Below are 25,682 nucleotides of genomic sequence, written 5' to 3'. Positions count from 1 at the left end.
CTAGTACTTGATTAACGACATCCTGGTGCAATGAGCTATTGCTCAGATAGAACGCGCTTCATGCGCTCGAAGTCTTTCACATAGCGCTTTGCCAAGGATGTCTTTTGCGCCTCGGTCAGTATCTTGCCGGACGTCTGAAAAAACTTTGTCTCTTCCTCGCGCAGATGATGATGGACCTTATGGGACAGTTTCTTGGCGTGATTGCTCCAAGCGTCGCCCTGTTCGTCCACCTTGCTTAGTTCTTCCACGCACTCATCGATCTCATGATGCTCTGCCAGGGCATGGCGAGACGGGCTCAAGCCCATGTCGTCCATCAGAATAGGCGCATACAGGAATCTTTCTTCGGCGGCGGCGTGTGCCGCCAATTCAATGCGCAATTCCCGGAACACTTCGCCGCGCCGACCACTCTGAGGCGTTGCACGCATCAATTTTCGACAGAGCGACCGTTGTGTTTCATGGCTTGCTCGAAGCGCCTCATAAATAGTTTCAGACATAGTCCCATCCTTTGATTTATGGTTCAAGCGCGACTTTAGATACCCGATCCAAAGCTACACGACAGGCGGTTTGGTTTCTCGTTCAGGATGGCGGTGTTGCTCCACGGCCTTAATAAAGGTAGCGATACCTTTCTTCTCCACCGTTTTCACCACAATCAAACCTTTATCGGCCGGATTGGTCGGCACACCCGCTCGCTCAAGCACGCGAACTCCGGTGCCAATCGCTAGCAACGCTTTGCCATGACGAAACTGATCGCGCACATACTCCAGCGCCAGTCCATCGCTGCACAACGCGCTCACGCATTCGTCGCCATCCGGGATAACCACCGCATCGAACAAGGCGGAGGGGCTATTCTGAGACGAAGCATCGGCATCCAGCGGCGTTTTCGCGTCCGTACGCAGCAGGCCTATATGCTGGCCTACCAGCCGCACGACCGCGCCTTTGGCGATCAAGGCGTTGGCAACTTGATCGACCGTCTTAGCACTGACGCCATCGGCCACCAGCACGGCAATCTTGCGAGTACGGATTCCCACTTCGCCGGGCCTGGCCAGCAAGGACAGAAACTTGGATTGGGTGAGCTCCGGCTTTACCTTCCGCGCGTTGGCTTTAGGTAGCGCATCGGGCAAATCGGGCATGCCCAGATTCTTGGCGACGGTCTTGGCCAGATTGTCCGAAACATTGCGCAGCATCGCCACCATGCGCCGTCGAATACCCGGCACGGTGACTTTGCTCAGTTCAAACGAGAACGCATCGGCGATGTGGCGCTGTTCATGTTCGGCCTGGCTTTCATAAAACAAACTGGCCTGGTTGTAGTGCTCTGCGAACTTTTCTGGCTTGCCTCGCAGTTCCACGTCGGAGACAGGTTCAGGAAAGGGGATGAATCCCGCGCTGCCCGACTGAAAGGGACAACCACCTGCCAGGGAGTTTGGCTCGTAGGCGACCCGGCCATGATGGATGGCTTGGCGATGCATGCCGTCGCGTTGATTATTGTGGATGGGCGCCAATGGCGCATTAATGGGAATTTCATGAAAATTCGGCCCGCCCAGACGTGACAGTTGTGTATCCACATAGGAATGAATACGCCCGGCCAAGAGCGGATCGTTCGTAAAGTCGATGCCCGGAACGACGTGCGCCGTACAAAATGCGACTTGCTCAGTTTCTGCAAAGAAATTATCCGGGTTTCGATTGAGCACCATCCGTCCGATGGGCGTGACTGGCACAAGCTCCTCGGGGATAAGCTTGGTTGCGTCCAGCACATCGAAGCTAAATGCGTCGGCCTGCGCCTCATCGAATATCTGTACGCCTAGCTCCCATTCCGGATACTCACCGGCCTCAATCGCTTCCCACAAGTCTCGGCGATGGTAGTCGGGATCGGCGCCAGAGATCTTGACGGCTTCCTCCCAAACATGGGAGTGGGTGCCGAACTTAGGATCCCAGTGAAACTTAACCAGTTTGGCGTTGCCTTGCGCATTGACGAAGCGAAAGGTGTGTACCCCAAACCCCTGCATCATGCGCAGGCTACGCGGTATTCCTCGGTCCGACATCGCCCACATGACCGTGTGGATGGACTCAGGCATCAACGAAATAAAATCCCAGAACGTATCATGTGCCGATGCCGCCTGAGGCATGCCATTGTGTGGCTCGGGTTTGACGGCGTGCACCAGATCGGGGAACTTCATCGCGTCTTGAATAAAGAAGACCGGAATGTTGTTGCCAACCAGGTCCCAGTTGCCCTGATCCGTATAAAACTTGACGGCAAATCCGCGCACGTCTCGCGCCGTGTCTTTAGAGCCCCGTTCACCGGCCACCGTGGAAAACCGCACAAACACAGGCGTTTTTTTACCTGCCTTGGCAAACAGCGAGGCACAGGTCAGGTCGGTCTGGGCGTCGTAGCATTCAAAATAGCCGTGTGCCGCCGAGCCGCGTGCATGAACGATGCGTTCAGGAATTCGTTCGTGATCAAAGTGGGTAATTTTTTCCCGCAAGATGAAATCTTTCAACAACGCTGGGCCGCGCAATCCTGCTTTCAGCGAGCTTTGGTTGTCGGCCACCGGAACGCCTTGATTCGTCGTCATGGCCTGACCGCCGCTGTCCGCACGGACGCGCGGTAGCTCACCACCCGCCGCATTGACGCCGGATGTAGCCTTTGCGCCGGTCTTGGCCGAGGTGTTTTTCTCTGATAGCGTGCTCGCCGTAGCAGATTTGTCGCGAGGTGCTGCGGTATTCCCGGTCGGGGGGCGAGCCGATGAGATACCGTATTCGGCAGGCTTATTCACGTTATGAGACTGGCTAGCGACGAGATCGCCAACCGCACGGGCCTTTTTCAGGGCGGGCTGAGTCGCATCGCTCGCTGGAGGCAATGCCGGTCCACTATCTGTATTGAGATAAGCGGTGTCGACCGCGGTCTGTTGGGTTTGTGTCTGCTTGCTTTTGCCTGTCGCCATGGTTGGCTCCTTTTAGCTCTGCGGTTATGACATCGACCTTGACCACTGCACATTGATACACGAAAAATAGAAAGGACGGAATTTGAGTTGAAACCGCCTGACCACCCGAAGTGCGCTTGAGTTCGCTGATACGGTTGCTTCGCTCTAGACTCCGCGATGGGCCCGTGGATGGCCACACCTTCAAGTTCTTATAGCATGCAGGCCAGTTTTGGCTCATCAATCATAGCGTCCGCATGCTCCGGCTGGGCGCTGGCTATCTATTCAGCGTTGATATGTCAAAAAAAGCCCTCACGCGGCAGCTACTGCGTGGCCTTGTTGCCCCCAAAAGGGGGCTTTTTTATTTTGGGGCGGCCCGGCAATAAAAAAAGCGGCCCGCAAAGGCCGCTTTTTTTATTCGATCTGATCAGGATCAGGCGCGCTTTTTGGTCACCAAGCCAACCACGAACAGCACGATGATGGCACCGACGACTGAGCCGATCCAACCGGCGGGCTCGCCCGGCGTATACCAGCCCAGCGATTGGCCCAGAAAGCCCGCGACCACCGAGCCGACGATACCGAGAATCGTCGTCATGATGATACCTAGGGACTGGTTACCCGGCATGATGGCGCGGGCGATCAGACCCACGATAAAACCGACGATGATCATAATGATGATGCTCATGCGCTTGCTCCTTTTTTAGGCGACGGATAGACGACTGGATAATACTCACGCTAGCGAACCCGTGGGTGTAACAACTCGTATTTGGGGTATATCCGCAACACTGCCTGTTTATTGTCGCAGTGCAGCAGACGTCGGATTTAGCCCAGGGAGAGATAGCATCCGCGGGGTAACTGTCCTGTCATACTGGACCTATAAGCAATATTATTAAATAAGCGACGCTAGAGTCGACGACGGCTCGGGATCCTCAAGATGAACGAGTGCCGATCGGCGTACGAACGACTACCGACCGGCATTCAACAACGCCGCAGGCCCTGCATCACAAGGGTCGACAACCCCGATTTTTCAGGCAAGTGGACTGAAAATGGCACGCTCCGGGTCGAACGTGTAGTGATGTTCAAACTGCGTCGCATCGGCGGCCAGTGTCAGGACGGAGTCCAGAATGAAATCCGCCTTGGCGTCCGACAGCAGGGCGCTGAAATTCAGTCTGACAAAGCCAGGCTTTTCAATTTCGCGGCCCTCGAGGATCGCCTGACGCATTTGCGCAGATTGCTCGGCATCAATGTCCAGCAGACCGTGCACATAAGGGCCGGCGCATGCGCATCCCCCACGTGCCTGAATCCCGAATCGATCACTCAGCATCCGGGTGATGAGTTGTTGGTGCACCAGATCACCTTGGCCGTTATGTACCCGGAACGAAAAGATCGGTAAACGATCGGCGGTCAGCGAGCCCAGTAGCTCGAGCCGCGGCGCGTCTTTCCATTTGGCCAGTGCACGTTGAACAAACTGGGCGTGGCGCTGTTGCAGGAAGGCATCGCCCAGGGCTTCTTTCACCAACAGGACCAGCGCGGCGCGAATATCGCCGAGTACATTCGGCGTACCAGCTTCTTCACGGGACTCCAGGCTGTCGCTATAGTCATGGCCGGTGGGCGAGACGAACTTCACCGTGCCGCCCCCGGGCCAAGTCGGTGTGATGGTCACGACGGCGTCGCGGCGCACGATCAGCACGCCCGAGGCGCCAGGGCCGCCGATGAATTTATGCGGTGAAAAAACGATGGCGTCGATCGCTGTATCCGCGGCGGGCGACATCTGGATGGGCAGATAAGGGGCGCCGCCGGCGTAATCCCAGAGCATTTTTGCGCCAGTCTTTTTGACGCGCCGCGTGATCGCGGGCACATCCGCAATGATGCCGGTGATGTTAGAGGCAGCAGACAGCGCGCAGATCACCAGGGTGGTGTCGTCAGTGCGCAGGGCGGCGTCCAGGGCGGCGAGATCCGGACCGCCGTGCGAGGCCTCGGGCACCACGATGATCTCCGCACCGCATTCGCGCCACGGCAATATGTTGGAGTGATGCTCGTAAGGCCCGAGGATCACGCGGACTTTTCGACCGGCCGAGATGGCCGTATCCACGCCAAAGAGATGCACCAGGCGGTTGATTCCTGCGGTCGCGCCCGATCCGGCGAAGATCACCGCATGCGCGGCATCGGCGCCACAACATCGAGCGATGACGGCGCGCGCTTCGCGGCGCAATCGGGTGATGAACCCGCCGCAATACGAGGCCTCGGTGTGCGAGTTGGCGTAGTAGGGCAACACCTGCTCAAGGATGAAGCGTTCGACCTGCGTCAGTGCGCGGCCGGAGGCCACGTAGTCGGCATACACCAGCGCTTTGGGCCCATAGGGGCCCTGCACGACGGCGTCTTTGCCGATGAGTCCATCGGCGAGCGCCGTGACGATATCGCCGGTATTCAGGTCTGCTTGAAATTGTTGCAACGGGCCGAGCGTGGCGAGCGTCGCGGGGGTGTGCGTGTCCATCGGAGTCAATGAATAGGTGATTCTGAAATGTCCAACTATCATACGATGGAACAAAAATTGAAACATCACCGAAATTTCTCGATTATTTGCCAGTAATGGGTCAATTGATCTGAATTATGGAAAAAATAGATAAATTTGATATGAGCATCATCTCTTGTCTACAAAGAGAGGGTGCGTTGTCGCAGCGCGAGCTGGCCGATCGCGTGGGTTTGTCGCAAAACGCCTGCTGGCGCCGACTGCAGCGTTTGAACGCATGCGGGATCATTCGTGGCACGCGAGCCGAGGTGGACTTGGTCGCGTTGGGGCTGGACTTGACGGTGTTCGTCATGATCCGGACGAGCCATCACGTCAAGGACTGGGCTGATGCATTTCGCCAGCATGTGGATCAGTTGCCCGAGGTGACGGACTTTTATCGCATTGGTGGCGATTGGGATTACCTGATCAAGGTGGTCTGTCGCGGCATCGCCGGATACGACCGCTTTTATCAAAAATTGATTACGGGGTTTGAGCTGTCGACCGTGACCGGCTTTTTCAGTATGGAAGCCATCATCGAAAACCGGCCGCCGGATCTGCGTGTATTGGATGACTGAGCACGCCGGACAACGATATACCGGCGCGCTTGCGCTGACGCGCGTTTAGGGCGCGCGTTTTCTTTTTACTGCGTGATGTTAATCAACTGACGCAAGTCTTTGACGATAGCATCGGTGCTATCTGTATCCGAGGCCAGCAGACGAGCCTTGCCCTCGTTATCAAAAATGTAGACGCCGCGGCTATGCGTGACGTCATAGAGATCGGCGGCATCGCCGGGGCGCGGCTTTTCGATTTGATAGGCCACGCGATAGCGGCGGGCCAGGTCGGCGATTTGTTTTTCGGTGCCAGTCACACCGATCGCCTGATTGTTGAAGGCATCTACGTAGGCCTGGAGCTTGTCGGGCGTGTCGCGATGAGGATCGACACTGACAAACAGAATGCGTACGTCGCGGGCATCGTCGCCGAGTTGCTGCAAAACCGCGGTGAGCTGCGCCATGGTCGTGGGGCAGATATCGGGGCAACTGGCGTAACCGAAGAACAGCAAGACGGTTTTGCCTTTGAGATCATCATTGGTGACGGTCTTGCCGCCAGCGCCCGGCAACTGAAAGGTCAGGTCGGGCAAGTGGCCCTTGATATCGTAAAGCGTCCAGTTGACAGCTTTATCACCACAGGCGGCGATCAGAGTGCAGAGGGCAAGCAGCAGGGCGCGACACACACGACCATTGAGAAAAGCAAACATAGAGGAGTAGCGGGGCACGCGGATTGAAAGGGTTGCAGGGATGCATTCGATTCTAGCGTGCCCGCGGCAAACGTGAGCCGACCGACGTGGGTCGGTCTGATGTGAGCGATCTGACGAGGCGACATTTGGCTGCGCGTCGTCGCGCTCGGGCGGCTGTGCTCAGGCGGCTGTGCTCGAGCCGCCGTGTTTGGGGAAATACGCTTGCGCTTGGAACTACGCGGTCATGCCGCTGTGCCGCAGCAACGCATCGATACGTGGGGCGCGACCGCGGAAGGCTTCGAACGACTCCGCTGCCGGGCGAGCGCCACCGACGGCGAGCACTTCCTTGCGAAAGCGTGAGCCCGTGGCGGCGTCCAGCGTGCCAGAAGTGCTTTGCGACGCCGTTGCCGCGGCGGCTTCTTCGAAGGCCTCATAGGCATCGGCGGACAACACCTCGGCCCACTTGTAGCTGTAGTAGCCCGCACCATAGCCACCCGCGAACAAATGTGAAAAGGCATGTGGCAGTCGGTGCCAAGCGGGCGGAAACAGCACGGCGACTTCGTCGCGAACTTGTTGCAGCAGCGCGAGCGTATCCGCGATGCTCGTGCCTTCGCTGCGGCTATGCAGCAGCATGTCGAACAGCGCGAATTCGATTTGACGCACCGTTTGCATGCCGCTCTGGTAATTGCGAGCGGCCAGCAGCTTGTCGTACAGCGCGCGAGGCAACGCTTCGCCGGTAGCGACATGGGCCGACAGGCGTTGCACGACCGGCCACTCCCAACAGAAGTTTTCCATGAACTGCGAGGGCAGTTCGATAGCGTCCCATTCGACGCTGGCAAAGGCGGACGCACCGGGCTCGTCGACCTCGGACAGCAGGGCGTGCAGGGCGTGGCCGGTTTCGTGGAATAACGTGATGACATCGTCGTGGGTCAGCAACGCGGGCTTGCCATCACCAGGGCGCGCAAAATTGCAGGTGAGATAGACGACGGGAGTTTGTACTTGATCGCCCAGACGGCGACGATTGCGCTCGCTGTCTACCCAGGCGCCGCTTTGCTTGCCCGCGCGTGCATACAGGTCCAGATAGAGATGGCCGATCAGTGCGCCATCGTGCGTCTCGACGCGTACGCCGCGCACATCGGCATGCCAGCGCGAGACGTCGGTTTCGCGCAAGCGGACGTCGAACAGCGACTCGATGACCTGGAACAGGCCCTGCAAGACGCGAGGCTCGGTAAAGTATTGTTTGATCTCGTCTTCGGAATAGGCGTAGCGGGTTTCGCGCAAACGCTCCGAGGCGTAGGCGATGTCCCAGGGCTCCAGCGTGTCCAATCCCAATTCGCTGGCGGCAAAGGCCTTGAGCTCGGCGAGGTCGCGTTCGGCATAGGGGCGGGCGCGCGACGCGAGGTCACGCAGAAAACCGGTCACCTCAGCCGCATCGCGGGCCATGCGAGTTTGCAGACGCAGGGCGGCAAAGGTGCCATAGCCTAGCAAGGAGGACTCTTCGGCGCGCAACGACAACAGTTCCTCGATCAACGACGAGTTGTCGAAGCGCGCATCGCCTTGTTCGGAGGCCACCGTACCGTAGGCACGGTACAGTTGCTCTCGCAGCGCACGATCACGTGCATACTGCATGACGGGCAGGTAGCACGGCATTTTCAGCGTGAGCTTCCAGCCCGCCTGGCCATCGTCCTGGGCGGCCTGGCGCGTGGCCTGCAGCACATCAGCAGGCAAGCCGGCCAGTCGGGCTTCGTCCTCGATGAGAATCGACCAGGCGTCAATGGCGTCAAGCACGTTTTCCGAGAATTTTTGCGACGCTTGCGCCTCGCGCTCGGCATTCGCGGCATAACGCTCGCGGGCCTCGCCTTGCAGCTCAACGCCGCTCAAGCGGAAGTCACGCAGAGCCAACTCGATGACGCGGCGACGCACCGGATCCCAGCTATCGAAATCGCTGGCGGCGCGCAGGCGTTGATATTGGCGATACAGGCCCTCGTGCAGGCCTACCCACGTGGAAAACTCGGTGACCAGCGGCAGGGCCGCGTTATAGGCCTCGCGCAGCTCGGGGGTATTGACCACGGCATTCAGATGTCCGGCGACCGACCAGGCACGCCAGAGTTGTTCCGAAGCGTTGTCCAGCGGCTGTACAACGGATTCCCAATCGGCTGGCAGGCCCGGGTCGGCCGCGACGTCGACGGCCTGCCGTGCACCAGCCAGCAGTTCCTGGATGGCGGGCACAATGTGTGCGGGTTGCACGGCGGCATAGTCGATGAGACCGGAGACGGGAGCAAGCAGGGGATTCTGAGTCATGGGCGTATCGCTGCAAATGGGAGACGAACAGGCTTTAGAGATGAGGGCGGTTGCCTGGAAAACAAGAGCGCAGGCAGCGCAGGTAGGCAGATAGGCTGAGTGGTGGATACAGATGGGCCGAGGGTGGGTAGAGCGGCCAAGTATTCTCGAACCTGAGTCTGTCGTAGTGGGTAGGCCGTCGCAGTCAGGCCGTGACACCAAGTCTGTCGGAGGCTGCCGAGTCCGCAGACCATCGGCGGGAGATGTCCCTGGGCCATGTTTGAGCGCAGCGTAGCGGAGCGAGTTTGGCCCAGGGCCCGCCGATGGTCTGCGGACGAAGGCCGAGCCCCGTCAAGGGGCGAGTGAGCCGACCAGGCTTGGTGTCACGGCCTGACTGCGACGGCCTGCCCGCTACGACGGACGGCTTAAGAACTAAGAACCCGCTGCCGCCCGCTCCGCTGCCTCGACAGTATTGACCAGCAGCATGGCGATGGTCATGGGACCGACGCCACCAGGCACGGGCGTGATGGCACCAGCGACTTGGCGGGCCGAGGCAAAATCGACATCGCCGCACAGTTTGCCGTCCGCGCCTCGATTGATGCCGACATCGATGACAATCGCGCCGGCTTTGATCATGCTGCCGTCGATCATGCCCGGCTTACCGGTCGCGACGACCAGCACGTCCGCGCGGCGCGTTTGGGCGCCCAGGTCACGCGTTTTGGAATTGCAAATGGTGATGGTGGCGCCGGCCTGCAGCAGCAGCATGGCCATGGGCTTGCCCACGATGTTGCTGGCACCCACGATCACGGCTTCGGCGCCGCGCAACGCGACCCCTTCGGACTCGAGCATTTTCATAATGCCGTAGGGCGTGCACGGACGAAACAGGGGTTGGCCCGTCATCAGCAGGCCCGCGTTGCTGATATGAAAACCATCGACGTCCTTTTCGGCCGAGATGGCCTCGATGACCTTGTGGCTATTCATGTGCGGCGGCAACGGCAGTTGAACCAGAATGCCGTGTATGGACGGATCGCGGTTCAGGGCGTCGATGCGGGTCAGCAACTCGGCCTCGGTCATGTCGGCCGGGTATTGTTCTTTTACCGAGTGCAGTCCGGCCTTTTCGCAGGCAGCGACTTTGTTGCGCACATAGACCTGCGAGGCGGGGTCTTCGCCAACCAGCACCACCGCCAAACCGGGTCGGGCGCCTTTGGCGACCAGCACCTGGACACGTTGAGCGACGTCTTCGCGGATGCGCTGCGCCAGGGCGGTACCATCAATAATGCGTGCTTCGTGGACGGAAGCAGGGGTGTCCTGCAGGGTCATGCATGTGCCTCAGGTTTGGCCAACGCGACTTTCATCAAATCGGCGACCGTGGTGACTTCGAGTTTTTCCATGATGTTGGCGCGATGCGCTTCCACCGTTTTGATGCTGATGCCGAGGTCATCGGCGATTTGTTTGTTCAGGCGGCCGGCGACGATGCGCTCGAGCACTTGCTGTTCGCGCGCCGTCAGGCGAGCCAGCATGGCTTCGTGGTCTTTTTGGGCCTGGAACTGGCTGATACGCTGCGTGGCTTGCTCGAGCATGCGGGCAACGATTTCGCGCAAATCGGACTCGTTGAACGGCTTTTCCAGAAAATCGACCGCACCTTTCTTCATGGTGGACACGGCCATCGGCACGTCACCGTGGCCGGTGATGAAGACGATGGGCAGCGGGGCGTTACGGGCCAGCAATTGCTCTTGTAGCTCAAGACCGCTCATGCCCGGCATCCGTACGTCGGCGATCAGTACGCCGACCTGGCCGGGATCGTACTCTTCGAGAAAGGTCTCTCCGCTGGCGAACGCGCGTACGCGATAGCCGTTGGCTTCGAGCAGCCAGCGCAGTGAATCGCGTACCGCTTCGTCATCATCGACAATGAATACCGTGCTCGACTGGGGGGGGGTGTTCATGCGTGCAACTCCTCGGGCTGATCACTCTGTGCGGGCTGTTCAGGCGCCGCGCAGGGCAGTGTAAAACGAAAGATAGTACCGCCGGCGGGATTGGGGTCCGCCCAGAGGCGACCGTGGTGTGATTCGATAATGGTACGGCAGATGTTCAGCCCCATGCCCAGGCCTTGCGACTTGGTGCTGAAGAAGGGCTCGAACAGACGTTCGGGGTCGCTCAGGCCATGCCCGCGATCGACCACCGCAACTTCGATATGCTGCTCATGCAGGATGACGGCCACCTTGAGCTCGTCGGACTCGCTGCTGTCCATGGCCTCGAGGCCGTTTTTCAGGAGGTTGAGCAGTACTTGTTCGATCAGGATCGGGTCGGCCAGTACGTCGGGCGCATTCGAGGGCACGAACGCCTCGATGCGAATGCGGCGCTTACGGGCGTCGATGTCGGCAAAGCCAATGGCATTATCCACGATCCGGCTGATGGGCACACGCTGGCGACGCGGCTCGCTGCGCTTAACGAACTCGCGAATGCGGCTGATGATCTTGCCGGCGCGTTCGGCCTGCGAAGCGGCCTTTTCCAGGGCGGGCAACAACATGGTTGGACTGGTGTGCCCCGCCTTGACCAGCGCAACGGCGCCCATGCTGTAGTTGGCAATGGCGGTGAGGGGCTGGTTGAGTTCGTGAGCCAGCGACGAGGCCATTTCGCCCATGGTGGTGAGGCGGCTGGTGATCTGGATTTTTTCTTGCTGGAGGCGCGAGGCTTCTTCGTGATTACGCCGTTCCGTGATGTCGCGGGCGACTTGCATGCGCACGCGGCGACCATCGGTCCAGGCCAGCATGCGGTGATGCACCTCGAACCAGCGTTGTACCGACGGCGCAAAGACCTCGACCGCCTCGTCAGTAAAACGGCCGCGCCGTCTGGCCAGCAGCTCATTATGGCCGCCCGTCTGCGCGCCAAATACCCGGCGATAGGTGCGGTTGGCAAACAGCAGTTCCAGGCCGTCATGGGTATCGGCTGTCACGGAGATCGCGTCGTCCAGACCCTCGAGCACCGTCATGAAGCGTTCATGCGCGGCCGTCAGCGCCTCGCGAATTCGCTTGGGCTCGGTGATGTCCGTCATCGAGGTCATCCAGCCGATCTGCGTACCGTTGGGGTCCAACAGTGGCGAGACATACATGCGCGCGGTAAAACGCGACCCGTCCCGGCGCTGGGCTTCGATTTCGAGGCCGCTGCTGGGGGTTTTGCCGGAAGTCAGGACATCCAGGGTGTGCTGATGCTGGTCGTGCCGCCCCGGTACCCAATAAGGGAAGGGGGGGCTGCGCCCGATCAGGTCGGCCTCGTTCCAGCCGATCATGCGGCAAAACGCCGGATTGACGTAGGCGATGCGGCCCTCCATGTCGAGCACGCGCATGCCGGTGGACATGGAGTTTTCCATGGCGCGCCGAAAGCCGGTCTCGGCGATGAGGGCGGACTCGGCCGTCGAGCGGAACCGGGTGTAACGCCAAAGCATCAGCAAACTGATGATGATCACGCACGAGAGCGCCAGCACCACCCAGATCAGGCGCTGTTGACGGAGCTCCTGGTCGATCGTGACGAACATCACGCTGTCGTCGCGCAGGCGTTGCAACCAGAAAAACACGCCCATCACGCACAGGTACAGGACCAGTACGACTGCTGGCGTCAGCCAGTACACGCCGCGCCGGCGTTTGCGGGCGTGGTCGTGAAACGAGTTCGGGATACTGGATTTATGAGAACTGGACATGACAGTCAATGCAGATAGACTCGGCATTTTAAAGTGTGTTGCGCTTTATTGCGCAGCGTACCGATTTCGTGCAGATCGGAAAGGGACAAAGACGTTCAGATATTTGTCAATATTCCATATTATGAAATTCCGTACCGCAACATGAAATTTTTATCTGGACGGGTTACTCTTCGCGTACCGTACTGCAACCTGACTGCGATAGCATTGATCGCAGCAGTGGCAGAAACACCGGCGCAAGCCGGAATCTATTGGATTGCCCGACCCTATGATCGTGGGGGATGGGCCTGCTCAGAACTCCCACAGGAGACAAACGATGTCCTCTAATGCCCAGGCTAACGCGCTACCGGCCGCCAACGACGAAGACTCTCTAGAGACACAAGAGTGGCTTGAAGCCCTGGCTGCCGTACTCGAGCGCGAAGGTCCCGAGCGTGCCCATTATTTGCTGGAACGCCTGATTGACGAGGCTCGTCGCTCCGGCGCGCATATCCCATTTTCGCCCAATACGGCCTATGTCAATACCATTCCGCCCGGGCTAGAGACGGCACATCCCGGCAACCTCGAGCTTGAGTCGCGTATTCGCTCGTATGTGCGCTGGAATGCCATGGCCATGGTGGTCAAGGCCAACAAGCACAATCCGCCCGATGGCGGCGACCTGGGCGGTCATATCGCCTCGTTTGCGTCGCTGGCCACCATGATCGGCTGCGGTCAAAATCACTTCTGGCACGCCGAAAGCGAAGATCACGGTGGTGACCTGGTGTACTTCCAGGGGCACACCTCGCCCGGTATGTATGGTCGTGCTTACCTCGAAGGCCGCCTGACCGCCGAGCAGCTCGATCATTTCCGCCAGGAGGTCGATGGCAAGGGCTTATCGTCCTATCCGCACCCGAAGCTGATGCCGGAATTCTGGCAATTCCCGACAGTGTCGATGGGCCTTGGCCCGCTGATGGCGATTTATCAGGCCCGTTTCCTGAAGTATCTACACGCCCGCGGCCTGGCCGACACCAGCCAGCGCAAGGTATGGGTATTCTGCGGCGACGGCGAGATGGACGAACCCGAATCGCTGGGCGCCATCGCCCTGGCCGCGCGTGAAAAACTCGACAACCTGATCTTTGTCGTCAACTGCAACCTGCAGCGCCTGGACGGGCCGGTACGTGGCAACGGCAAGATCATCCAGGAGCTCGAAGGCGACTTCCGAGGCTCGGGCTGGAACGTCATCAAGCTGATCTGGGGCGGCTACTGGGATCCACTTCTGGCGCACGACAAGGAAGGCATCCTGCGCCAGATCATGGAAGACACCGTCGATGGCGAATACCAGGCGTACAAGGCCAATGACGGCAAGTTCGTGCGCGAACATTTCTTTGGCAAACACCCCAAGCTACTGGAAGCCGTGTCGCGCATGAGCGACGAGGACATCTGGCGCCTGAACCGTGGCGGCCATGACCCCCACAAGGTCTACTCGGCCTTCAAGGCGGCCGCGACCCACGAGGGCCAGCCGACGGTGATCCTGGCCAAGACCATCAAGGGCTATGGTATGGGTCATGTGGGCCAGGCCAAAAATCCGACCCACCAGCAAAAGAAAATGGAACTCGAATCGATCCGCGAATTCCGCGATCGTTTTGCGATCCCCATTCCGGACGATCAACTCGAGAAACTGCCGTACTTCAAACCGGCAGAAGATTCCGCCGAAATGAAGTACCTGCACGAACGCCGCAAGGCGCTCGGTGGTTATCTGCCCAAGCGTCGCGCCAAAGCCGACGAACAGCTCAAGGCGCCTGAACTCGAGGCTTTCAAGGCTGTGCTGGAGCCCACCTCCGAGGGCCGCGAAATCTCGACCACCCAGGCATTCGTTCGCGTCCTGAACCAGATTCTGCGAGACAAAGACCTGGGTTCGCGTGTCGTGCCTATCCTGGCCGATGAATCGCGCACGTTCGGTATGGAAGGCCTGTTCCGCCAGATCGGTATCTATGCGCCCGAAGGGCAAAAATACGTGCCGGTCGATAAGGACCAGGTCATGTACTACAAAGAGTCCGCCGATGGTCAACTCCTGCAAGAGGGGATCAACGAGGCGGGCGCGATGAGCTCGTGGATGGCGGCGGCCACGTCGTATTCGACGAATAACCGCATCATGGTGCCGTTCTACATCTATTACTCGATGTTCGGATTCCAGCGCATTGGTGACCTGGCCTGGGCGGCAGGCGACATGCAGGCGCGCGGCTTCTTGCTGGGCGGTACTGCCGGGCGCACGACGCTCAACGGCGAAGGCCTGCAGCACGAAGACGGCCATAGCCACATCCTGGCCTCGACGATCCCGAACTGCGTGTCCTACGACCCGACCTTTGGGCATGAGCTGGCCGTGATCATTCAGCATGGTCTGAAGCGCATGGTCGAAAATCAGGAGAACGTGTACTACTACCTGACCGTGATGAACGAAAACTACCCGCAGCCGGGTCTGACCAAAGGCGACGAGGAAGGCATCATCAAGGGGATGTACAAGCTCAAGTCGCACGGCAAGGGCAAGCAACGTGTACAACTGATGGGTTCCGGCACCATTCTGCGCGAAGTCATGGCGGCCCAGGAATTGCTCGAAGCCGACTGGGGCGTAGCCTCGGATCTCTGGAGCGTGACCAGCTTTACCGAGCTGCGTCGCGATGGCCTGGACGCTGATCGCCACAACCTGCTCAACCCCGAGCAGAAAAAACCGCTGGTGCCTTATGTGACGCAACAGCTCGAAAAGACCGAAGGGCCGATCATCGCATCGACCGACTACATGAAGTTGTTCGCCGATCAGATCCGTCCGTTCGTCCCCAAGGATCGCACGTACCGCGTCCTGGGTACCGATGGCTTTGGCCGTTCGGACTTCCGCTACAAGCTGCGCGAGCACTTCGAGATCGATCGCCATTTCGTTGTGCTGGCCGCCTTGCGCGCGCTGGCCGACGAAGGCAAGGTCCCCGTCGCCAAGGTGGCTGAGGCCATCAAGAAATACGGCATCAACCCGGAAAAAGCCAACCCGCACCACGCTTGAAGGTAAACAGACATGAGCAAACTCGTGGAAATTAAGGTACCCGACATCGGTGACTTCAAAGAAGTCGAAGTCATCGAGGTGCTGGTTGCAGCGGGAGACACGATCAAGGCCGAACAAAGCCTGATCACCGTCGAGTCCGACAAGGCCTCGATGGAAATTCCTGCGTCCGCTGGCGGCGTCGTCAAGTCGGTCAAAGTCAAGGTCGGAGACAAGGTCGCCGAAGGCACGGTGATCTTCGAGATCGAGGCCGCTGACGAGCAGAAAGACAGTGCCGCAGCGCCCGCCGGCGAATCGAAGTCGGCTGCGGCTGAGTCGAAGCCCGCTGAATCGAAGTCCGACGAAGCAAAATCAGACAAAGCCGCGCCTGCCGCCGATAAGGGTGAAAGCCAACAGAGCGGTGGTCCATCGGAAATTGCCGTGCCGGATATCGGCGACTTCAAGGAAGTCGAAGTCATCGAAGTCATGGTCGCTGTCGGCGACACTATCAAGGCTGAACAAAGCCTGATCACTGTCGAGTCCGACAAGGCCTCGATGGAGATCCCGGCATCGGCTGGCGGCGTTGTCAAGGAACTGAAGGTCAAGGTCGGCGACAAGGTCGCCAAGGGCTCGGTCATCGCCATCGTGGAAGGCGGCGCCGGCGAGGCGCCCGCGCCCGCCAAACCCGCCGCTGCCGACCAAGGCGCCAAACCTGCGCAAGCCGCAGCGCCTGCCTCGCAAGCTGCAACACCTGCCCCGGAAGTCGCGCCCACTGCCAAGGCATCACCCACGGCAGTGCTCGAAGACCCGAACCTCAAGCCCGGCCAACTGCCGCATGCTTCGCCGTCGGTACGCAAATTCGCGCGCGAACTTGGCGTGAATCTCAGCAAGGTCAAGGGCTCGGGTCCCAAGGACCGCATCACGGCCGACGACGTCCGTGCCTTTGTGAAGCAGGCCTTGGCGGCGCCCGCCGCATCAGGTGCAGGCGGTGCCGATGGCGCCGCGCTGGGCTTGCTGCCTTGGCCCAAGATCGATTTCACCAAGTTTGGGCCGATCGACGCCAAGCCGCTGTCGCGCATCAAGAAAATCTCCGGCGCGAACCTGCATCGCAACTGGGTCATGATCCCGCACGTCACCAACAATGACGAAGCCGATATCACCGACCTGGAGGCGCTGCGCGTCACGTTGAACAACGAAAACGAAAAGTCCGGTGTCAAGGTCACCATGCTGGCCTTCCTGATCAAAGCCGTGGTCGCGGGCTTGAAGAAATTCCCCGAGTTCAACGCCTCGCTCGACGGCGATCAACTGATCTACAAGCAGTACTACCACATTGGTTTCGCGGCCGACACGCCCAATGGCCTGGTGGTGCCGGTGATCCGTGATGCCGACAAAAAAGGCATCCTTGAGATTGCCAAGGAAATGGGCGAGCTTTCCAAGAAAGCCCGCGACGGCAAGATTTCGCCGGCCGACATGCAGGGTGGTTGTTTCTCGATCTCGTCGTTGGGTGGTATCGGAGGCACGCACTTCACGCCCATCATCAACGCACCTGAAGTCGCCATCCTGGGTGTCTCGCGTTCGGCTCACAAGCCGGTGTGGGACGGCAAGCAATTCGTGCCGCGCTTGATCGTGCCGCTGTCGCTGTCGTACGACCATCGTGTCATCGACGGCGCCGCCGCTGCGCGTTTCAACGCATACCTCGGCCAATTGCTGGCGGACTTCCGCCGCATCGCGCTGTAACGGGGGCCGCATGAGCAAACTTGTTGATATCAAAGTACCCGACATCGGTGACTTCAAGGAGGTCGAAGTCATCGAGGTGCTGGTAGCCGAGGGCGACACGATCAAGGCCGAACAGAGCCTGATCACCGTCGAGTCCGACAAGGCCTCGATGGAAATCCCTGCGTCCGCTGGCGGCGTCGTCAAGTCGGTCAAAGTCAAGGTCGGTGACAAGGTCGCCGAAGGCACGGTGATTTTCCAGATCGAAGCCACCGACGCCGCACCGGCCGCCGACACCAAGACGGCCCCACAGCCTGCCGCTGCCGACAGCAAGCCTGCGGCACCATCCGCAGCCGCGCCTGCGACGCAGGCCAGCCAGGCCGCGGCGCCGACTGCAGCCTCGTACAGCGGCTCGGCCGATCTGGAATGCGACGTACTGGTGCTGGGTGCAGGCCCCGGCGGTTATTCGGCGGCGTTCCGCGCAGCCGACCTGGGCTTGTCTGTGGTGCTGGTCGAGCGCTATGACACGTTGGGCGGTGTTTGCCTGAACGTGGGTTGCATCCCGTCCAAAGCCTTGTTGCATAACGCTGCCGTCGTCGACGAAGCGCGTGCGCTGGCGGCACACGGCATTAGTTTCGGCGAACCCAAGATCGATCTGGACAAGCTGCGCGGCTACAAAGACAGCGTCGTCGCGAAGCTCACGGGCGGCCTGGCCGGTATGGCCAAGGCGCGCAAGGTCAAGGTCGTGACGGGCGTCGGCGAGTTTGCCGATCCGAATCATTTGTCGGTCAAGGGCGCCGACGACAAGACGCAGACCATTCGCTTCAAGAACGCCATCATTGCGGCGGGCAGCCAATCGGTCAAATTGCCGTTCCTGCCCGATGACGAGCGGATCGTCGACTCCACCGGCGCGCTGCACCTGCGCAGCATCCCCAAAAAGATGCTGATCGTCGGTGGCGGGATCATCGGTCTGGAAATGGGCACGGTGTATTCCACGCTGGGCGCGCGCCTGGATGTGGTCGAAATGCTCGACGGCCTGATGCAGGGCGCGGATCGCGACCTGGTCAAAGTCTGGCAAAAAATGAATGCCGATCGCTTTGACAACATCATGCTCAAGACCAAGACGGTCGGTGCCGAGGCAAAGAAAGACGGCATCTACGTGAGCTTCGAAGGCGAGGGGGCTCCCAAAGAACCGCAGCGCTACGACTTGGTGTTGCAAGCCGTGGGTCGCAGTCCCAACGGCAAGAAGATCGGTGCGGACAAGGCCGGCGTGGCTGTGACGGACCGGGGTTTTATCGAAGTCGATCGCCAGATGCGTACCAATGTGCCGCACATCTACGCGATTGGCGACATCGTGGGCCAGCCCATGTTGGCGCATAAAGCCGTGCACGAGGGCCATGTCGCCGCCGAAGCCGCCGCGGGTCAAAAGTCTTTCTTCGACGCGCGTGTCATTCCATCGGTGGCCTACACCGATCCGGAAGTCGCCTGGGTCGGTCTGACCGAGGACGAAGCCAAGAAGCAGGGCATCAAGGTCGAAAAGGGCGTGTTCCCCTGGGCTGCCTCTGGCCGCGCTATCGCCAATGGCCGCGACGAGGGCTTTACCAAGCTGCTGTTTGACGCGGAAACGCATCGCATCCTGGGCGGCGGTATCGTCGGCACCCATGCGGGCGATTTGATCAGCGAGGTTGTCCTGGCTGTCGAAATGGGCGCAGACGTCGTGGACATCGCCAAAACCATCCATCCGCACCCCACGCTGGGTGAATCGGTCGGGATGGCGGCGGAGGTCGCCGAAGGGGTGTGCACCGACTTGCCGCCGATGCGCAAGAAGTAACCTCTGTCGACCTGAGCTTGCTCGCCCTACGGGCGTCAAGACAAACAGCCCTGTACGTCAAAATATCGATGACGTACAGGGCTGTTTTGTTTGAAAGGCGCTGAGACCGCGTATCGGTTTCGCGTAAGCGTCGGGGGTTGCGATTTCAGGCGAAGCTGCCTCCGATTGCTCGGGCAGATTAGCGGCTCAACCGGACTTATTGCGCCTGAATGCCAGCGTCCTTGATCAGGCTGCCCCAGAGGTCGCGTTGTTCGCTGACAAAGGTAGCGAAGCTTTCGGGCGTCCCGCTAAAGGCATCAAAACCGAGGCTCGCTAGACGTTTGCGCACGTCGGGATCATTCACAACCTGATTGATGGCGGCATTGAGTTTGGTCACGATTTCAGGGGGTAATCCGGCGGGGCCAAAGTAGCCGTTCCATGAGTTCAGGTCGAAATTGTCGACGCCCGCTTCGCGCATAGAGGGCAGGTCGGGCACGATCTCACTACGTTCGGCGGTCGACACGGCCATGGCGCGCAATTGGCCGGACTGTACAAACGGCAGCCCCGATGCCAAGTCGGTAAACATGATGTTGACCTGTCCGCCAATCAGATCCGTCAGCGCTTGCGGCGTGCCTTTGTAAGGCACATGCAGAATGTCGATATCCGCTCGGCGCGCCAGCGTGGCGCCTGCCACGATGCCCGTGCTATTGCCGGTGGCGTAAGTGACCTTGCCGGGGTTTTTGCGGGCGTAATCGATCAGCTCGGCGACCGTGGTGTAGGGTTGCTTGGGATTGGTGACCAGCAGAAAAGGCAAATTCCCGCCACGCGCGATAGGCGTGAAATCCTTGATCGGGTCGTACGACACGTTCTTCATCAGGAACGGCGCCGCCGAATGCGACGTATTGGTCGTGACGAACAGGGTGTAACCATCGGGCTTGGCGCGCGCGACGTATTGGGCGGCAATGGTGGCGTTCGCCCCGGGTTTGTTTTCCACGACCACCTGCTGGCCCAGAATCTTGCCCAGTTCCGCGGCAAAAATTCGACCGACCGCATCGGTGCCGGATCCCGCAGGGAAGGGCACAACCAGGTTGATGGGTTTTTCCGGATAGGCGGCCTGCGCGGGCGCGCACAGTACGGACGCAAGGGCAGTGCTACACAGCGCCGCGGCGCGTAGGGTACGTAACCACATTTGGGGTATCTCCTTTCTTGGATGGTCGCGGCTCTTGGGTGACGAAAGGATTCCGTCGTGGCCGCTAGCGGGGGAATCTAAGCGTCGTCGTCCTACGTGGCTGAACCATCAGCCGCCGGCGTCGAAAAATCGCGAATCACGCGATCGGGCGACTCTTCGTAGGGCGGCGAGTAAATGACCAGCAACCGCACCGGCGTTTCGCTGGTGACGGTAAAGACGTGAGGAATGTCGGGCGGAAAATAACAGCAGTCCCCCGCCACCATATCGGCGGACTCGTCGCCGACTTGCGCACGCGCCGTTCCCTCGAGCAAATAACACACTTGCTCAATTCCCGGATGGGCGTGGGGCAGGGCGCCCTTGCCTTTTTCGATCACGCCCAGCAAGACCTCGACATGGCGGGCACCGACGTTTTCAGCACCGATCAAGCGGCGGTTCAGCGTACCGGTGTGATTGGCGGGGTGGTAACCGGGAACCTCGGCTTCGCGCACGAGCCAGCTAGGGGTGTGGGGCATCGGATGTCTCAATGTTGTCTGTTTATGGGAATTATTGATAACACAAAAATGGACAGCAGACGTTCCCCCGGAAAATCAAAAACGTAGCGAATGGGCATCATTTGCGCGCGAACCGCGGCGCCCACTTCATTATTTTTGCTGCAGTCCCCACAACGCGGTCAACATGTGGCCGGTCGCGGGGTCGGCTGTGTCTTCGCGATAGGCAATACCCAGTTGTCGCCACAATGCCGGCCGCAACGGCCGCATGACAATGCGTTCATCAGGAGGTGGTGCGCCATCCTCGTGGGGAAGCAGGGTGGCGCCGTATCCTGCGCCGACCAGGCTCTTGATGGCATCGTTGTAGTTCAACGCGATGCGCGGTGCCGGACGCTGACCGGCGTCGGCAAACCACTGGCTGGTCAGTCGCGACAGGTGGGTACCCGGGTCGTTCAGGATAAGAGGCTGTCCGGCCATCCAGCGGGGTGTGACCTGCGCGGGTACGGACCATGCGGCGGGCAGGAACGCCACGATGGGATCGCGTCGCCACGGTTGAATCGTCAGACCGGGCACTTTGGGCTGAGGCAGCGCCACGACGCCGATATCGAGTGATCCCTCGATCAAACGCGCCTGGGTTTGCTGAGACGTCAGGACCGCGATTTGCACGTCTATCGTCGGATGCGATTGCGTCAACGATGCCAGGGCGCGGGGCAACAGGTGAGCAATGACCCCCGTAGAGGCGCCCAGACGCACGCGCCCGGCGAGCCCCTGGGCCTGGCGCGACACATCGTCGAGGGCATGACTCACGTCGCCGAGCAATTTCCGGGCGTGCTCGATCAGGCTTTCACCGATGGCGGTCGGTCGAACCTGGCCCTTGGTCCGGGAAAGCAACTGGGCGCCGACACGGCTTTCCAACTCGCTGACGTGCAGGCTGACCGTGGGCGGTGCCAGATGAAGCAGCGCTGCTGCTTTGGCAAACGATCGTTGATCTGCAATGGTGATCAGGGTGCGCAATTGATCGAGATTGATTTCCCGCATGATGCTTCAAGCCTCAGAATTTATGAATATAACGATCATGAAATTCAACTTTTCTAATTTTATGGGGTGAGCGAGCATAGCGCTATCAATCTATCACCGGGTTTTTGCGATGACGACTCCTCACGTTTTTATTGATGGCGATCAGGGCACGACGGGCCTGCAGATCCATGCGCGTTTACAGGGACGCAGCGATATCGTCGTCAACACCTTGCCGTTGGCCCACCGCAAGGATCCGCAACGCCGTGCCGAGGCACTGAATGCTTGCGATATCGCTATTTTGTGCCTGCCCGACGACGCGGCACGCGATGCCGTAGGTCTGCTGACGAACGCCGACGTACGCGTCATCGACGCAAGCTCCGCGCATCGGGTTCAGGATGGCTGGACCTATGGCTTGGCGGAGCTGGGTCCGGATCAGCCGCGCCTGATCGCTCAATCAAAGCGCGTCACCAATCCGGGTTGCTATCCAACGGGCGCCATTGGCCTATTGCATCCCCTTGTGGACGCCGGCCTGGTGCCGCGGGACTATCCGCTGGCGATTCATGCGGTGTCGGGCTATTCAGGGGGAGGGCGTAGCGCCGTCCAGAAGTACGAAAATACCGAAGCGCAGCCGCCAGACCATGCTGAGCCGGGGGCAAGCGGACCCGGCGGGCGCACGCAACCGTCCGCATTCCAGGTTTACGGTCTAGGCCTGCAACACAAGCACGTGCCAGAGATCCAGTATTACGCCGGGTTGGCGCATCCTCCTGTTTTCGTGCCCGCCTATGGCGCTTATCGCCAGGGGATTGTGCTTACGATTGCGCTGCAGCAACGCTTGTTGCCCGCGGGAGCGCAGGCGGAGACGCTACACGCCTGCCTCGCCAATCACTATGCAGGCGCGGCGCACGTGCGCGTGCTGTCGTTGGCCGAGTCGTCAGGATTACAGGGGCTCGACCCGCAACGCCTCAATGACACGAACAATATGGAGCTCGCCGTTTTTGCCAATCCGGAACGGGGCCAGATTTTGTTGAGCGCCGTTTTCGATAACCTGGGCAAAGGCGCCTCGGGCGCGGCGGTGCAGAATCTGAACCTGATGTTGGGCGCGGGCTGAGCGACTGTTAAACTGTCGATCTTCGCTATTTTTGTGTATCTTCATGCCCGCCCCCCGTCTTGACGCCGCCACACCGTTGCCCCAGTGGCTGCAGTATCTCGAGTCCATTCACAGCAAGGCTATCGATCTGGGGCTGGACCGGGTTAGGCAGGTGGCTGATCGCCTGGCGTTGCAGCTCGACGGCATCAAGTTCGTCGTCGGTGGCACCAATGGCAAGGGCTCTACCTGTGCCATGCTCGAGGCCATTTTGCTGGCTGCGGGTTACCGGGTAGGCACCTACACGTCGCCGCATTTGATCGATTTCAATGAGCGGGCACGCATCAATGGCGAGATCGCCAGTGATGCCGCGCTGACCGAGCAGTTTGCCGCGGTCGAGGCCGCGCGTGGCGAGGTCACGCTGACGTATTTCGAATTTACGACGCTCGCTATTTTGCGGTTGTTCTCGCAGACGAAGCTGGACGCGATCGTGCTTGAGGTTGGCCTTGGTGGACGACTGGACGCCGTCAATATCGTGGATGCCGACTGCGCCATCATTACCAGCGTCGACCTGGATCACACGGATTGGCTGGGTGATACGCGCGAGGAAATCGGCGCCGAAAAGGCCCACATTTATCGCGGCGGTCGGCCGGCCATTTGCAGCGATCCGCAGCCGCCGCAGTCTTTATTGGACCATGCACAAGAGATCGGCGCCGATCTGTGGCTGTTTCGCAAGGATTTCAACTACTCGGGCGATCGCCAGCAGTGGGCCTATGGTGGCCGTGGGCAGCGTCGCAACGCTTTGGCATACCCCGCGTTGCGCGGCGCAAACCAGTTGCTGAATGCGGCGGCGGCCTTGGCCGCTCTCGAGTCAGTGCGTGATCGGCTGGCCGTGCCACAGCAAGCCGTACGCGTCGGGCTGTTGCAGGCTTCGTTGCCGGGGCGGTTTCAGATTTTGCCGGGGCAACCGTCGATCATTCTGGATGTGGCGCACAACCCGCATGCGGCAGCGGTGTTGGCGCAGAATCTCGACAACATGGGTTTTCATCCCTACACCCATGCGGTGGTGGGCATGCTGAGCGATAAAGACGTCGACGGTGTCATTGCCAAGCTGCTTGGCCGCATCGATCATTGGTATTGCGCGGGCTTGCCGGGGCCTCGCGGTGGTACGGGTGACGATTTGGCGAGTCATGTTTCGTCCGCCCTGACGGCCGCGCCGACGGCGTCCGAGGCGCCCACGGTACAAGCCTATCCCGACCCTGCGGCCGCGTTTGCCGCCGCCCGCGAACGGGCGGGCGAGGGTGATAGAATCGTGGTGTTTGGCTCGTTTCTCACCGTAGCCTCGGTTTTGCAGTCATTGGGCCGTACAGCCTAAGGTTTCGGCAGTCGGGGCATGCTCCGATCAGGTCGCAAGGAATTCCTGTCCATGGGATTGTTCACTCGCAAAGACTCCGCCTCGCAGGCATCTCCCTCCAGACCGCGTCCGTCGGTTTCCAGTGAGGCCCAAGCCGCGGAACTCCGTGGGCGTGCTCGCCGACGGCTCGCCGGGGCGGTCGCGCTGGTACTCGCCGCAGTCATCGTGCTGCCGATGGTGCTTGACTCCGAGCCCGTCCCCGTCGCCAACGACATCCCGATCCGTATCCCGGATCGCAATGCGCCTTATCAGCCGCAGGTGTCGCCACCGGCTGTCGCCGATGCAGGCAGTGCCGCAACGGGCACGACGCCCGGCGATGCATCAGGCCAGACGCCCGCCACGCAGTCGCCGGCCACGCCGTCGACGCCACCTGACCTGTCCAGCGTGCAGCCGCCCGAGCCAACGACCTCGATCGCCGAGACAGAGCTCTCCAAGCCACCTGCCGTGCCGCCGCCGGTCACCAAGCCGCCCGTCACACCGCCCAAGCCACCCGCGACGCCGCCCAAAACCGCGCGCGATGACGATGGCGCACGTGCCCTGGCGCTGCTCGAGGGTCGCGCGGCTCCCGAGGCGCCGGCCCGTGCCGCCCCGAAGCCTGCCACTAAGGGTAATTTCGTCCTGCAGATCGCGTCGTATGGCGCACAGGCCGATGCACAGTCACGACGCACCAAGTTGCATCAGGCAGGTGTCACCAACGCGTTTGTCGAAGAGGCCTCGGTAGGGGGTAAACAGCAATATCGTCTGCGTGTGGGACCATTCCCCTCGCGTGAGGCCGCCCAGGCCGCTCAGGCTCGCTTGCGCACGCTGGGTTACGACAACGGTTTCATTACCGGCCAGTGACCGGCTTCGACTTCGTCGTTCTGGCAATTCTGGCGGCCTCGGGGTTGCTGGGGTTGATTCGCGGCCTGCTCAAAGAAGTCTTGTCGTTGATGGCGTTTTTGCTGGCGTTCATAGCCGCGATCTGGTGGGGGCCCACCGTGTATGGCTGGCTCGAACCCTATATCGAAACCGCGATGCTACGCATGGGGATCGCGTACGCGGCCGTCTTCATTTTGGTGTTATTGGGCGTCGGATTGATCAACATGACGCTGGGGGCCCTGATTCGTACCACCGGCCTGACGCCGGCGGATCACGGCCTGGGCGCGGTATTCGGTCTGGCGCGCGGTTTGTTGTTTGTATTGATATTGGTGGCGTTGGGTGGCTATACGCCACTGCCGCAAGAGCCCTGGTGGCAGAACGCCATGTTTTCACATTCGGCCACAGAGGCCGTCAGGCATATCAAGTTGTGGTTGCCCCCGTCATTGGCGACGTGGCTGCCCTACTAAGTTTCGTTTAAC

General features: G+C 60.2%; 20 protein-coding genes. 8 read left to right on the top strand and 12 right to left on the bottom strand.

What is annotated here, in order from left to right; genetic code table 11:
- Positions 1-35: 35 nt before the first annotated feature.
- The 4 genes from ACNAZS_RS01560 to ACNAZS_RS01545 all read right to left on the bottom strand — a co-directional run bounded on the left by ACNAZS_RS01560 (position 36) and on the right by ACNAZS_RS01545 (position 5,409).
- The gene (locus tag ACNAZS_RS01560) at positions 36-494 is read right to left on the bottom strand and encodes a hemerythrin domain-containing protein (RefSeq protein ID WP_415785468.1); all 459 of its coding nucleotides are present in this window, start codon (positions 492-494) and stop codon (positions 36-38) included.
- 54 nt (positions 495-548) lie between these two features.
- A complete protein-coding gene (locus ACNAZS_RS01555) occupies positions 549-2,939 on the bottom strand; it encodes a catalase (protein ID WP_415785466.1) in 2,391 nt (796 codons plus the stop codon).
- A 409-nt stretch (positions 2,940-3,348) separates the two neighbouring features.
- Positions 3,349-3,600, bottom strand: coding sequence for a GlsB/YeaQ/YmgE family stress response membrane protein (locus tag ACNAZS_RS01550; protein WP_415785464.1), 252 nt, complete (start codon positions 3,598-3,600; stop codon positions 3,349-3,351).
- Between the two features lie 342 nt (positions 3,601-3,942).
- A complete protein-coding gene (locus ACNAZS_RS01545) occupies positions 3,943-5,409 on the bottom strand; it encodes an aminotransferase class V-fold PLP-dependent enzyme (RefSeq protein WP_415785462.1) in 1,467 nt (488 codons plus the stop codon).
- 116 nt (positions 5,410-5,525) lie between these two features.
- Here ACNAZS_RS01545 and ACNAZS_RS01540 point away from each other — a divergent pair, with 116 nt between their 5' ends.
- Positions 5,526-5,999: an Lrp/AsnC family transcriptional regulator gene (locus ACNAZS_RS01540; RefSeq protein ID WP_415785460.1), complete on the top strand. Its 474-nt coding sequence runs from the start codon at positions 5,526-5,528 to the stop codon at positions 5,997-5,999.
- A 65-nt stretch (positions 6,000-6,064) separates the two neighbouring features.
- Here ACNAZS_RS01540 and ACNAZS_RS01535 read toward each other — a convergent pair whose 3' ends face one another.
- From ACNAZS_RS01535 to ACNAZS_RS01515, 5 genes are all read right to left on the bottom strand, one after another.
- The gene (locus ACNAZS_RS01535; RefSeq protein ID WP_415785458.1) at positions 6,065-6,679 is read right to left on the bottom strand and encodes an SCO family protein; all 615 of its coding nucleotides are present in this window, start codon (positions 6,677-6,679) and stop codon (positions 6,065-6,067) included.
- Between the two features lie 213 nt (positions 6,680-6,892).
- The gene (locus ACNAZS_RS01530; protein ID WP_415785456.1) at positions 6,893-8,959 is read right to left on the bottom strand and encodes a M3 family metallopeptidase; all 2,067 of its coding nucleotides are present in this window, start codon (positions 8,957-8,959) and stop codon (positions 6,893-6,895) included.
- Between the two features lie 411 nt (positions 8,960-9,370).
- Positions 9,371-10,258, bottom strand: coding sequence for a bifunctional methylenetetrahydrofolate dehydrogenase/methenyltetrahydrofolate cyclohydrolase FolD (gene folD / locus ACNAZS_RS01525; RefSeq protein ID WP_415785454.1), 888 nt, complete (start codon positions 10,256-10,258; stop codon positions 9,371-9,373).
- On the bottom strand, positions 10,255-10,881 hold the full coding sequence (locus tag ACNAZS_RS01520; protein ID WP_415785452.1) for a response regulator transcription factor: 627 nt from the start codon (positions 10,879-10,881) through the stop codon (positions 10,255-10,257). Before ACNAZS_RS01520 ends, folD begins: the two co-directional genes overlap by 4 nt.
- A complete protein-coding gene (locus ACNAZS_RS01515; protein ID WP_415785450.1) occupies positions 10,878-12,632 on the bottom strand; it encodes a PAS domain-containing sensor histidine kinase in 1,755 nt (584 codons plus the stop codon). The genes ACNAZS_RS01520 and ACNAZS_RS01515 overlap by 4 nt, the downstream gene beginning before the upstream one ends.
- Positions 12,633-12,945: 313 nt before the next feature.
- Between ACNAZS_RS01515 and aceE the strand changes: the two genes are divergently transcribed.
- The 3 genes from aceE to lpdA are packed head-to-tail and all read left to right on the top strand — an operon-like array spanning position 12,946 to position 19,174.
- Complete coding sequence (aceE, locus tag ACNAZS_RS01510) at positions 12,946-15,654, top strand: pyruvate dehydrogenase (acetyl-transferring), homodimeric type (RefSeq protein ID WP_415785448.1); 2,709 nt, start codon at positions 12,946-12,948, stop codon at positions 15,652-15,654.
- A gap of 12 nt (positions 15,655-15,666) precedes the next feature.
- Complete coding sequence (aceF, locus tag ACNAZS_RS01505; protein ID WP_415785446.1) at positions 15,667-17,367, top strand: dihydrolipoyllysine-residue acetyltransferase; 1,701 nt, start codon at positions 15,667-15,669, stop codon at positions 17,365-17,367.
- Positions 17,368-17,377: 10 nt separating this feature from the next.
- The gene (gene lpdA / locus ACNAZS_RS01500) at positions 17,378-19,174 is read left to right on the top strand and encodes a dihydrolipoyl dehydrogenase (protein WP_415785444.1); all 1,797 of its coding nucleotides are present in this window, start codon (positions 17,378-17,380) and stop codon (positions 19,172-19,174) included.
- A gap of 196 nt (positions 19,175-19,370) precedes the next feature.
- On the opposite strand, the gene ACNAZS_RS01495 is transcribed toward lpdA, so the two are convergent.
- The 3 genes from ACNAZS_RS01495 to ACNAZS_RS01485 all read right to left on the bottom strand — a co-directional run bounded on the left by ACNAZS_RS01495 (position 19,371) and on the right by ACNAZS_RS01485 (position 21,868).
- The gene (locus tag ACNAZS_RS01495) at positions 19,371-20,342 is read right to left on the bottom strand and encodes a Bug family tripartite tricarboxylate transporter substrate binding protein (protein ID WP_415785442.1); all 972 of its coding nucleotides are present in this window, start codon (positions 20,340-20,342) and stop codon (positions 19,371-19,373) included.
- 92 nt (positions 20,343-20,434) lie between these two features.
- Positions 20,435-20,854, bottom strand: a complete 420-nt coding sequence (locus ACNAZS_RS01490) for a cupin domain-containing protein (RefSeq protein WP_415785440.1) — start codon at positions 20,852-20,854, stop codon at positions 20,435-20,437.
- A gap of 129 nt (positions 20,855-20,983) precedes the next feature.
- Entirely contained in the window at positions 20,984-21,868 is an 885-nt protein-coding gene (locus ACNAZS_RS01485; RefSeq protein WP_415785438.1) for a LysR family transcriptional regulator, read from the bottom strand.
- A gap of 109 nt (positions 21,869-21,977) precedes the next feature.
- Here ACNAZS_RS01485 and argC point away from each other — a divergent pair, with 109 nt between their 5' ends.
- From argC to ACNAZS_RS01465, 4 genes are read left to right on the top strand one after another with little or no spacing between them, the layout of a single operon-like run.
- Positions 21,978-22,955, top strand: a complete 978-nt coding sequence (gene argC / locus ACNAZS_RS01480) for an N-acetyl-gamma-glutamyl-phosphate reductase (protein WP_415785436.1) — start codon at positions 21,978-21,980, stop codon at positions 22,953-22,955.
- A 43-nt stretch (positions 22,956-22,998) separates the two neighbouring features.
- Positions 22,999-24,306 carry a bifunctional tetrahydrofolate synthase/dihydrofolate synthase gene (folC, locus tag ACNAZS_RS01475; RefSeq protein WP_415785434.1) on the top strand — a complete coding sequence of 436 codons (1,308 nt, stop codon included), beginning with the start codon at positions 22,999-23,001 and terminating at the stop codon, positions 24,304-24,306.
- 51 nt (positions 24,307-24,357) lie between these two features.
- On the top strand, positions 24,358-25,185 hold the full coding sequence (locus ACNAZS_RS01470) for an SPOR domain-containing protein (protein ID WP_415785432.1): 828 nt from the start codon (positions 24,358-24,360) through the stop codon (positions 25,183-25,185).
- Complete coding sequence (locus tag ACNAZS_RS01465) at positions 25,182-25,670, top strand: CvpA family protein (protein ID WP_415785430.1); 489 nt, start codon at positions 25,182-25,184, stop codon at positions 25,668-25,670. The genes ACNAZS_RS01470 and ACNAZS_RS01465 overlap by 4 nt, the downstream gene beginning before the upstream one ends.
- Positions 25,671-25,682: the final 12 nt, after the last annotated feature.

Source organism: Bordetella tumulicola, from assembly GCF_965138755.1.
GTDB lineage: Bacteria > Pseudomonadota > Gammaproteobacteria > Burkholderiales > Burkholderiaceae_B > Bordetella_A > Bordetella_A tumulicola.
This window is presented reverse-complemented; position numbering and strand designations above follow the sequence as displayed.

What these genes read in the sequence shown, in the direction of transcription:
- ACNAZS_RS01520 (WP_415785452.1), bottom strand. Translation starts at nt 10,881, where the DNA reads ATGAACACCCCCCCCCAGTCGAGCACGGTATTCATTGTCGATGATGAC.
- ACNAZS_RS01545 (WP_415785462.1), bottom strand. Translation starts at nt 5,409, where the DNA reads ATGGACACGCACACCCCCGCGACGCTCGCCACGCTCGGCCCGTTGCAA.
- ACNAZS_RS01495 (WP_415785442.1), bottom strand. Translation starts at nt 20,342, where the DNA reads ATGTGGTTACGTACCCTACGCGCCGCGGCGCTGTGTAGCACTGCCCTT.
- aceF (WP_415785446.1), top strand. Translation starts at nt 15,667, where the DNA reads ATGAGCAAACTCGTGGAAATTAAGGTACCCGACATCGGTGACTTCAAA.
- aceE (WP_415785448.1), top strand. Translation starts at nt 12,946, where the DNA reads ATGTCCTCTAATGCCCAGGCTAACGCGCTACCGGCCGCCAACGACGAA.
- ACNAZS_RS01490 (WP_415785440.1), bottom strand. Translation starts at nt 20,854, where the DNA reads ATGCCCCACACCCCTAGCTGGCTCGTGCGCGAAGCCGAGGTTCCCGGT.
- folC (WP_415785434.1), top strand. Translation starts at nt 22,999, where the DNA reads ATGCCCGCCCCCCGTCTTGACGCCGCCACACCGTTGCCCCAGTGGCTG.
- ACNAZS_RS01560 (WP_415785468.1), bottom strand. Translation starts at nt 494, where the DNA reads ATGTCTGAAACTATTTATGAGGCGCTTCGAGCAAGCCATGAAACACAA.
- argC (WP_415785436.1), top strand. Translation starts at nt 21,978, where the DNA reads ATGACGACTCCTCACGTTTTTATTGATGGCGATCAGGGCACGACGGGC.
- ACNAZS_RS01515 (WP_415785450.1), bottom strand. Translation starts at nt 12,632, where the DNA reads ATGTCCAGTTCTCATAAATCCAGTATCCCGAACTCGTTTCACGACCAC.
- folD (WP_415785454.1), bottom strand. Translation starts at nt 10,258, where the DNA reads ATGACCCTGCAGGACACCCCTGCTTCCGTCCACGAAGCACGCATTATT.
- ACNAZS_RS01555 (WP_415785466.1), bottom strand. Translation starts at nt 2,939, where the DNA reads ATGGCGACAGGCAAAAGCAAGCAGACACAAACCCAACAGACCGCGGTC.
- ACNAZS_RS01530 (WP_415785456.1), bottom strand. Translation starts at nt 8,959, where the DNA reads ATGACTCAGAATCCCCTGCTTGCTCCCGTCTCCGGTCTCATCGACTAT.
- lpdA (WP_415785444.1), top strand. Translation starts at nt 17,378, where the DNA reads ATGAGCAAACTTGTTGATATCAAAGTACCCGACATCGGTGACTTCAAG.
- ACNAZS_RS01550 (WP_415785464.1), bottom strand. Translation starts at nt 3,600, where the DNA reads ATGAGCATCATCATTATGATCATCGTCGGTTTTATCGTGGGTCTGATC.
- ACNAZS_RS01485 (WP_415785438.1), bottom strand. Translation starts at nt 21,868, where the DNA reads ATGCGGGAAATCAATCTCGATCAATTGCGCACCCTGATCACCATTGCA.
- ACNAZS_RS01535 (WP_415785458.1), bottom strand. Translation starts at nt 6,679, where the DNA reads ATGTTTGCTTTTCTCAATGGTCGTGTGTGTCGCGCCCTGCTGCTTGCC.
- ACNAZS_RS01540 (WP_415785460.1), top strand. Translation starts at nt 5,526, where the DNA reads ATGGAAAAAATAGATAAATTTGATATGAGCATCATCTCTTGTCTACAA.
- ACNAZS_RS01470 (WP_415785432.1), top strand. Translation starts at nt 24,358, where the DNA reads ATGGGATTGTTCACTCGCAAAGACTCCGCCTCGCAGGCATCTCCCTCC.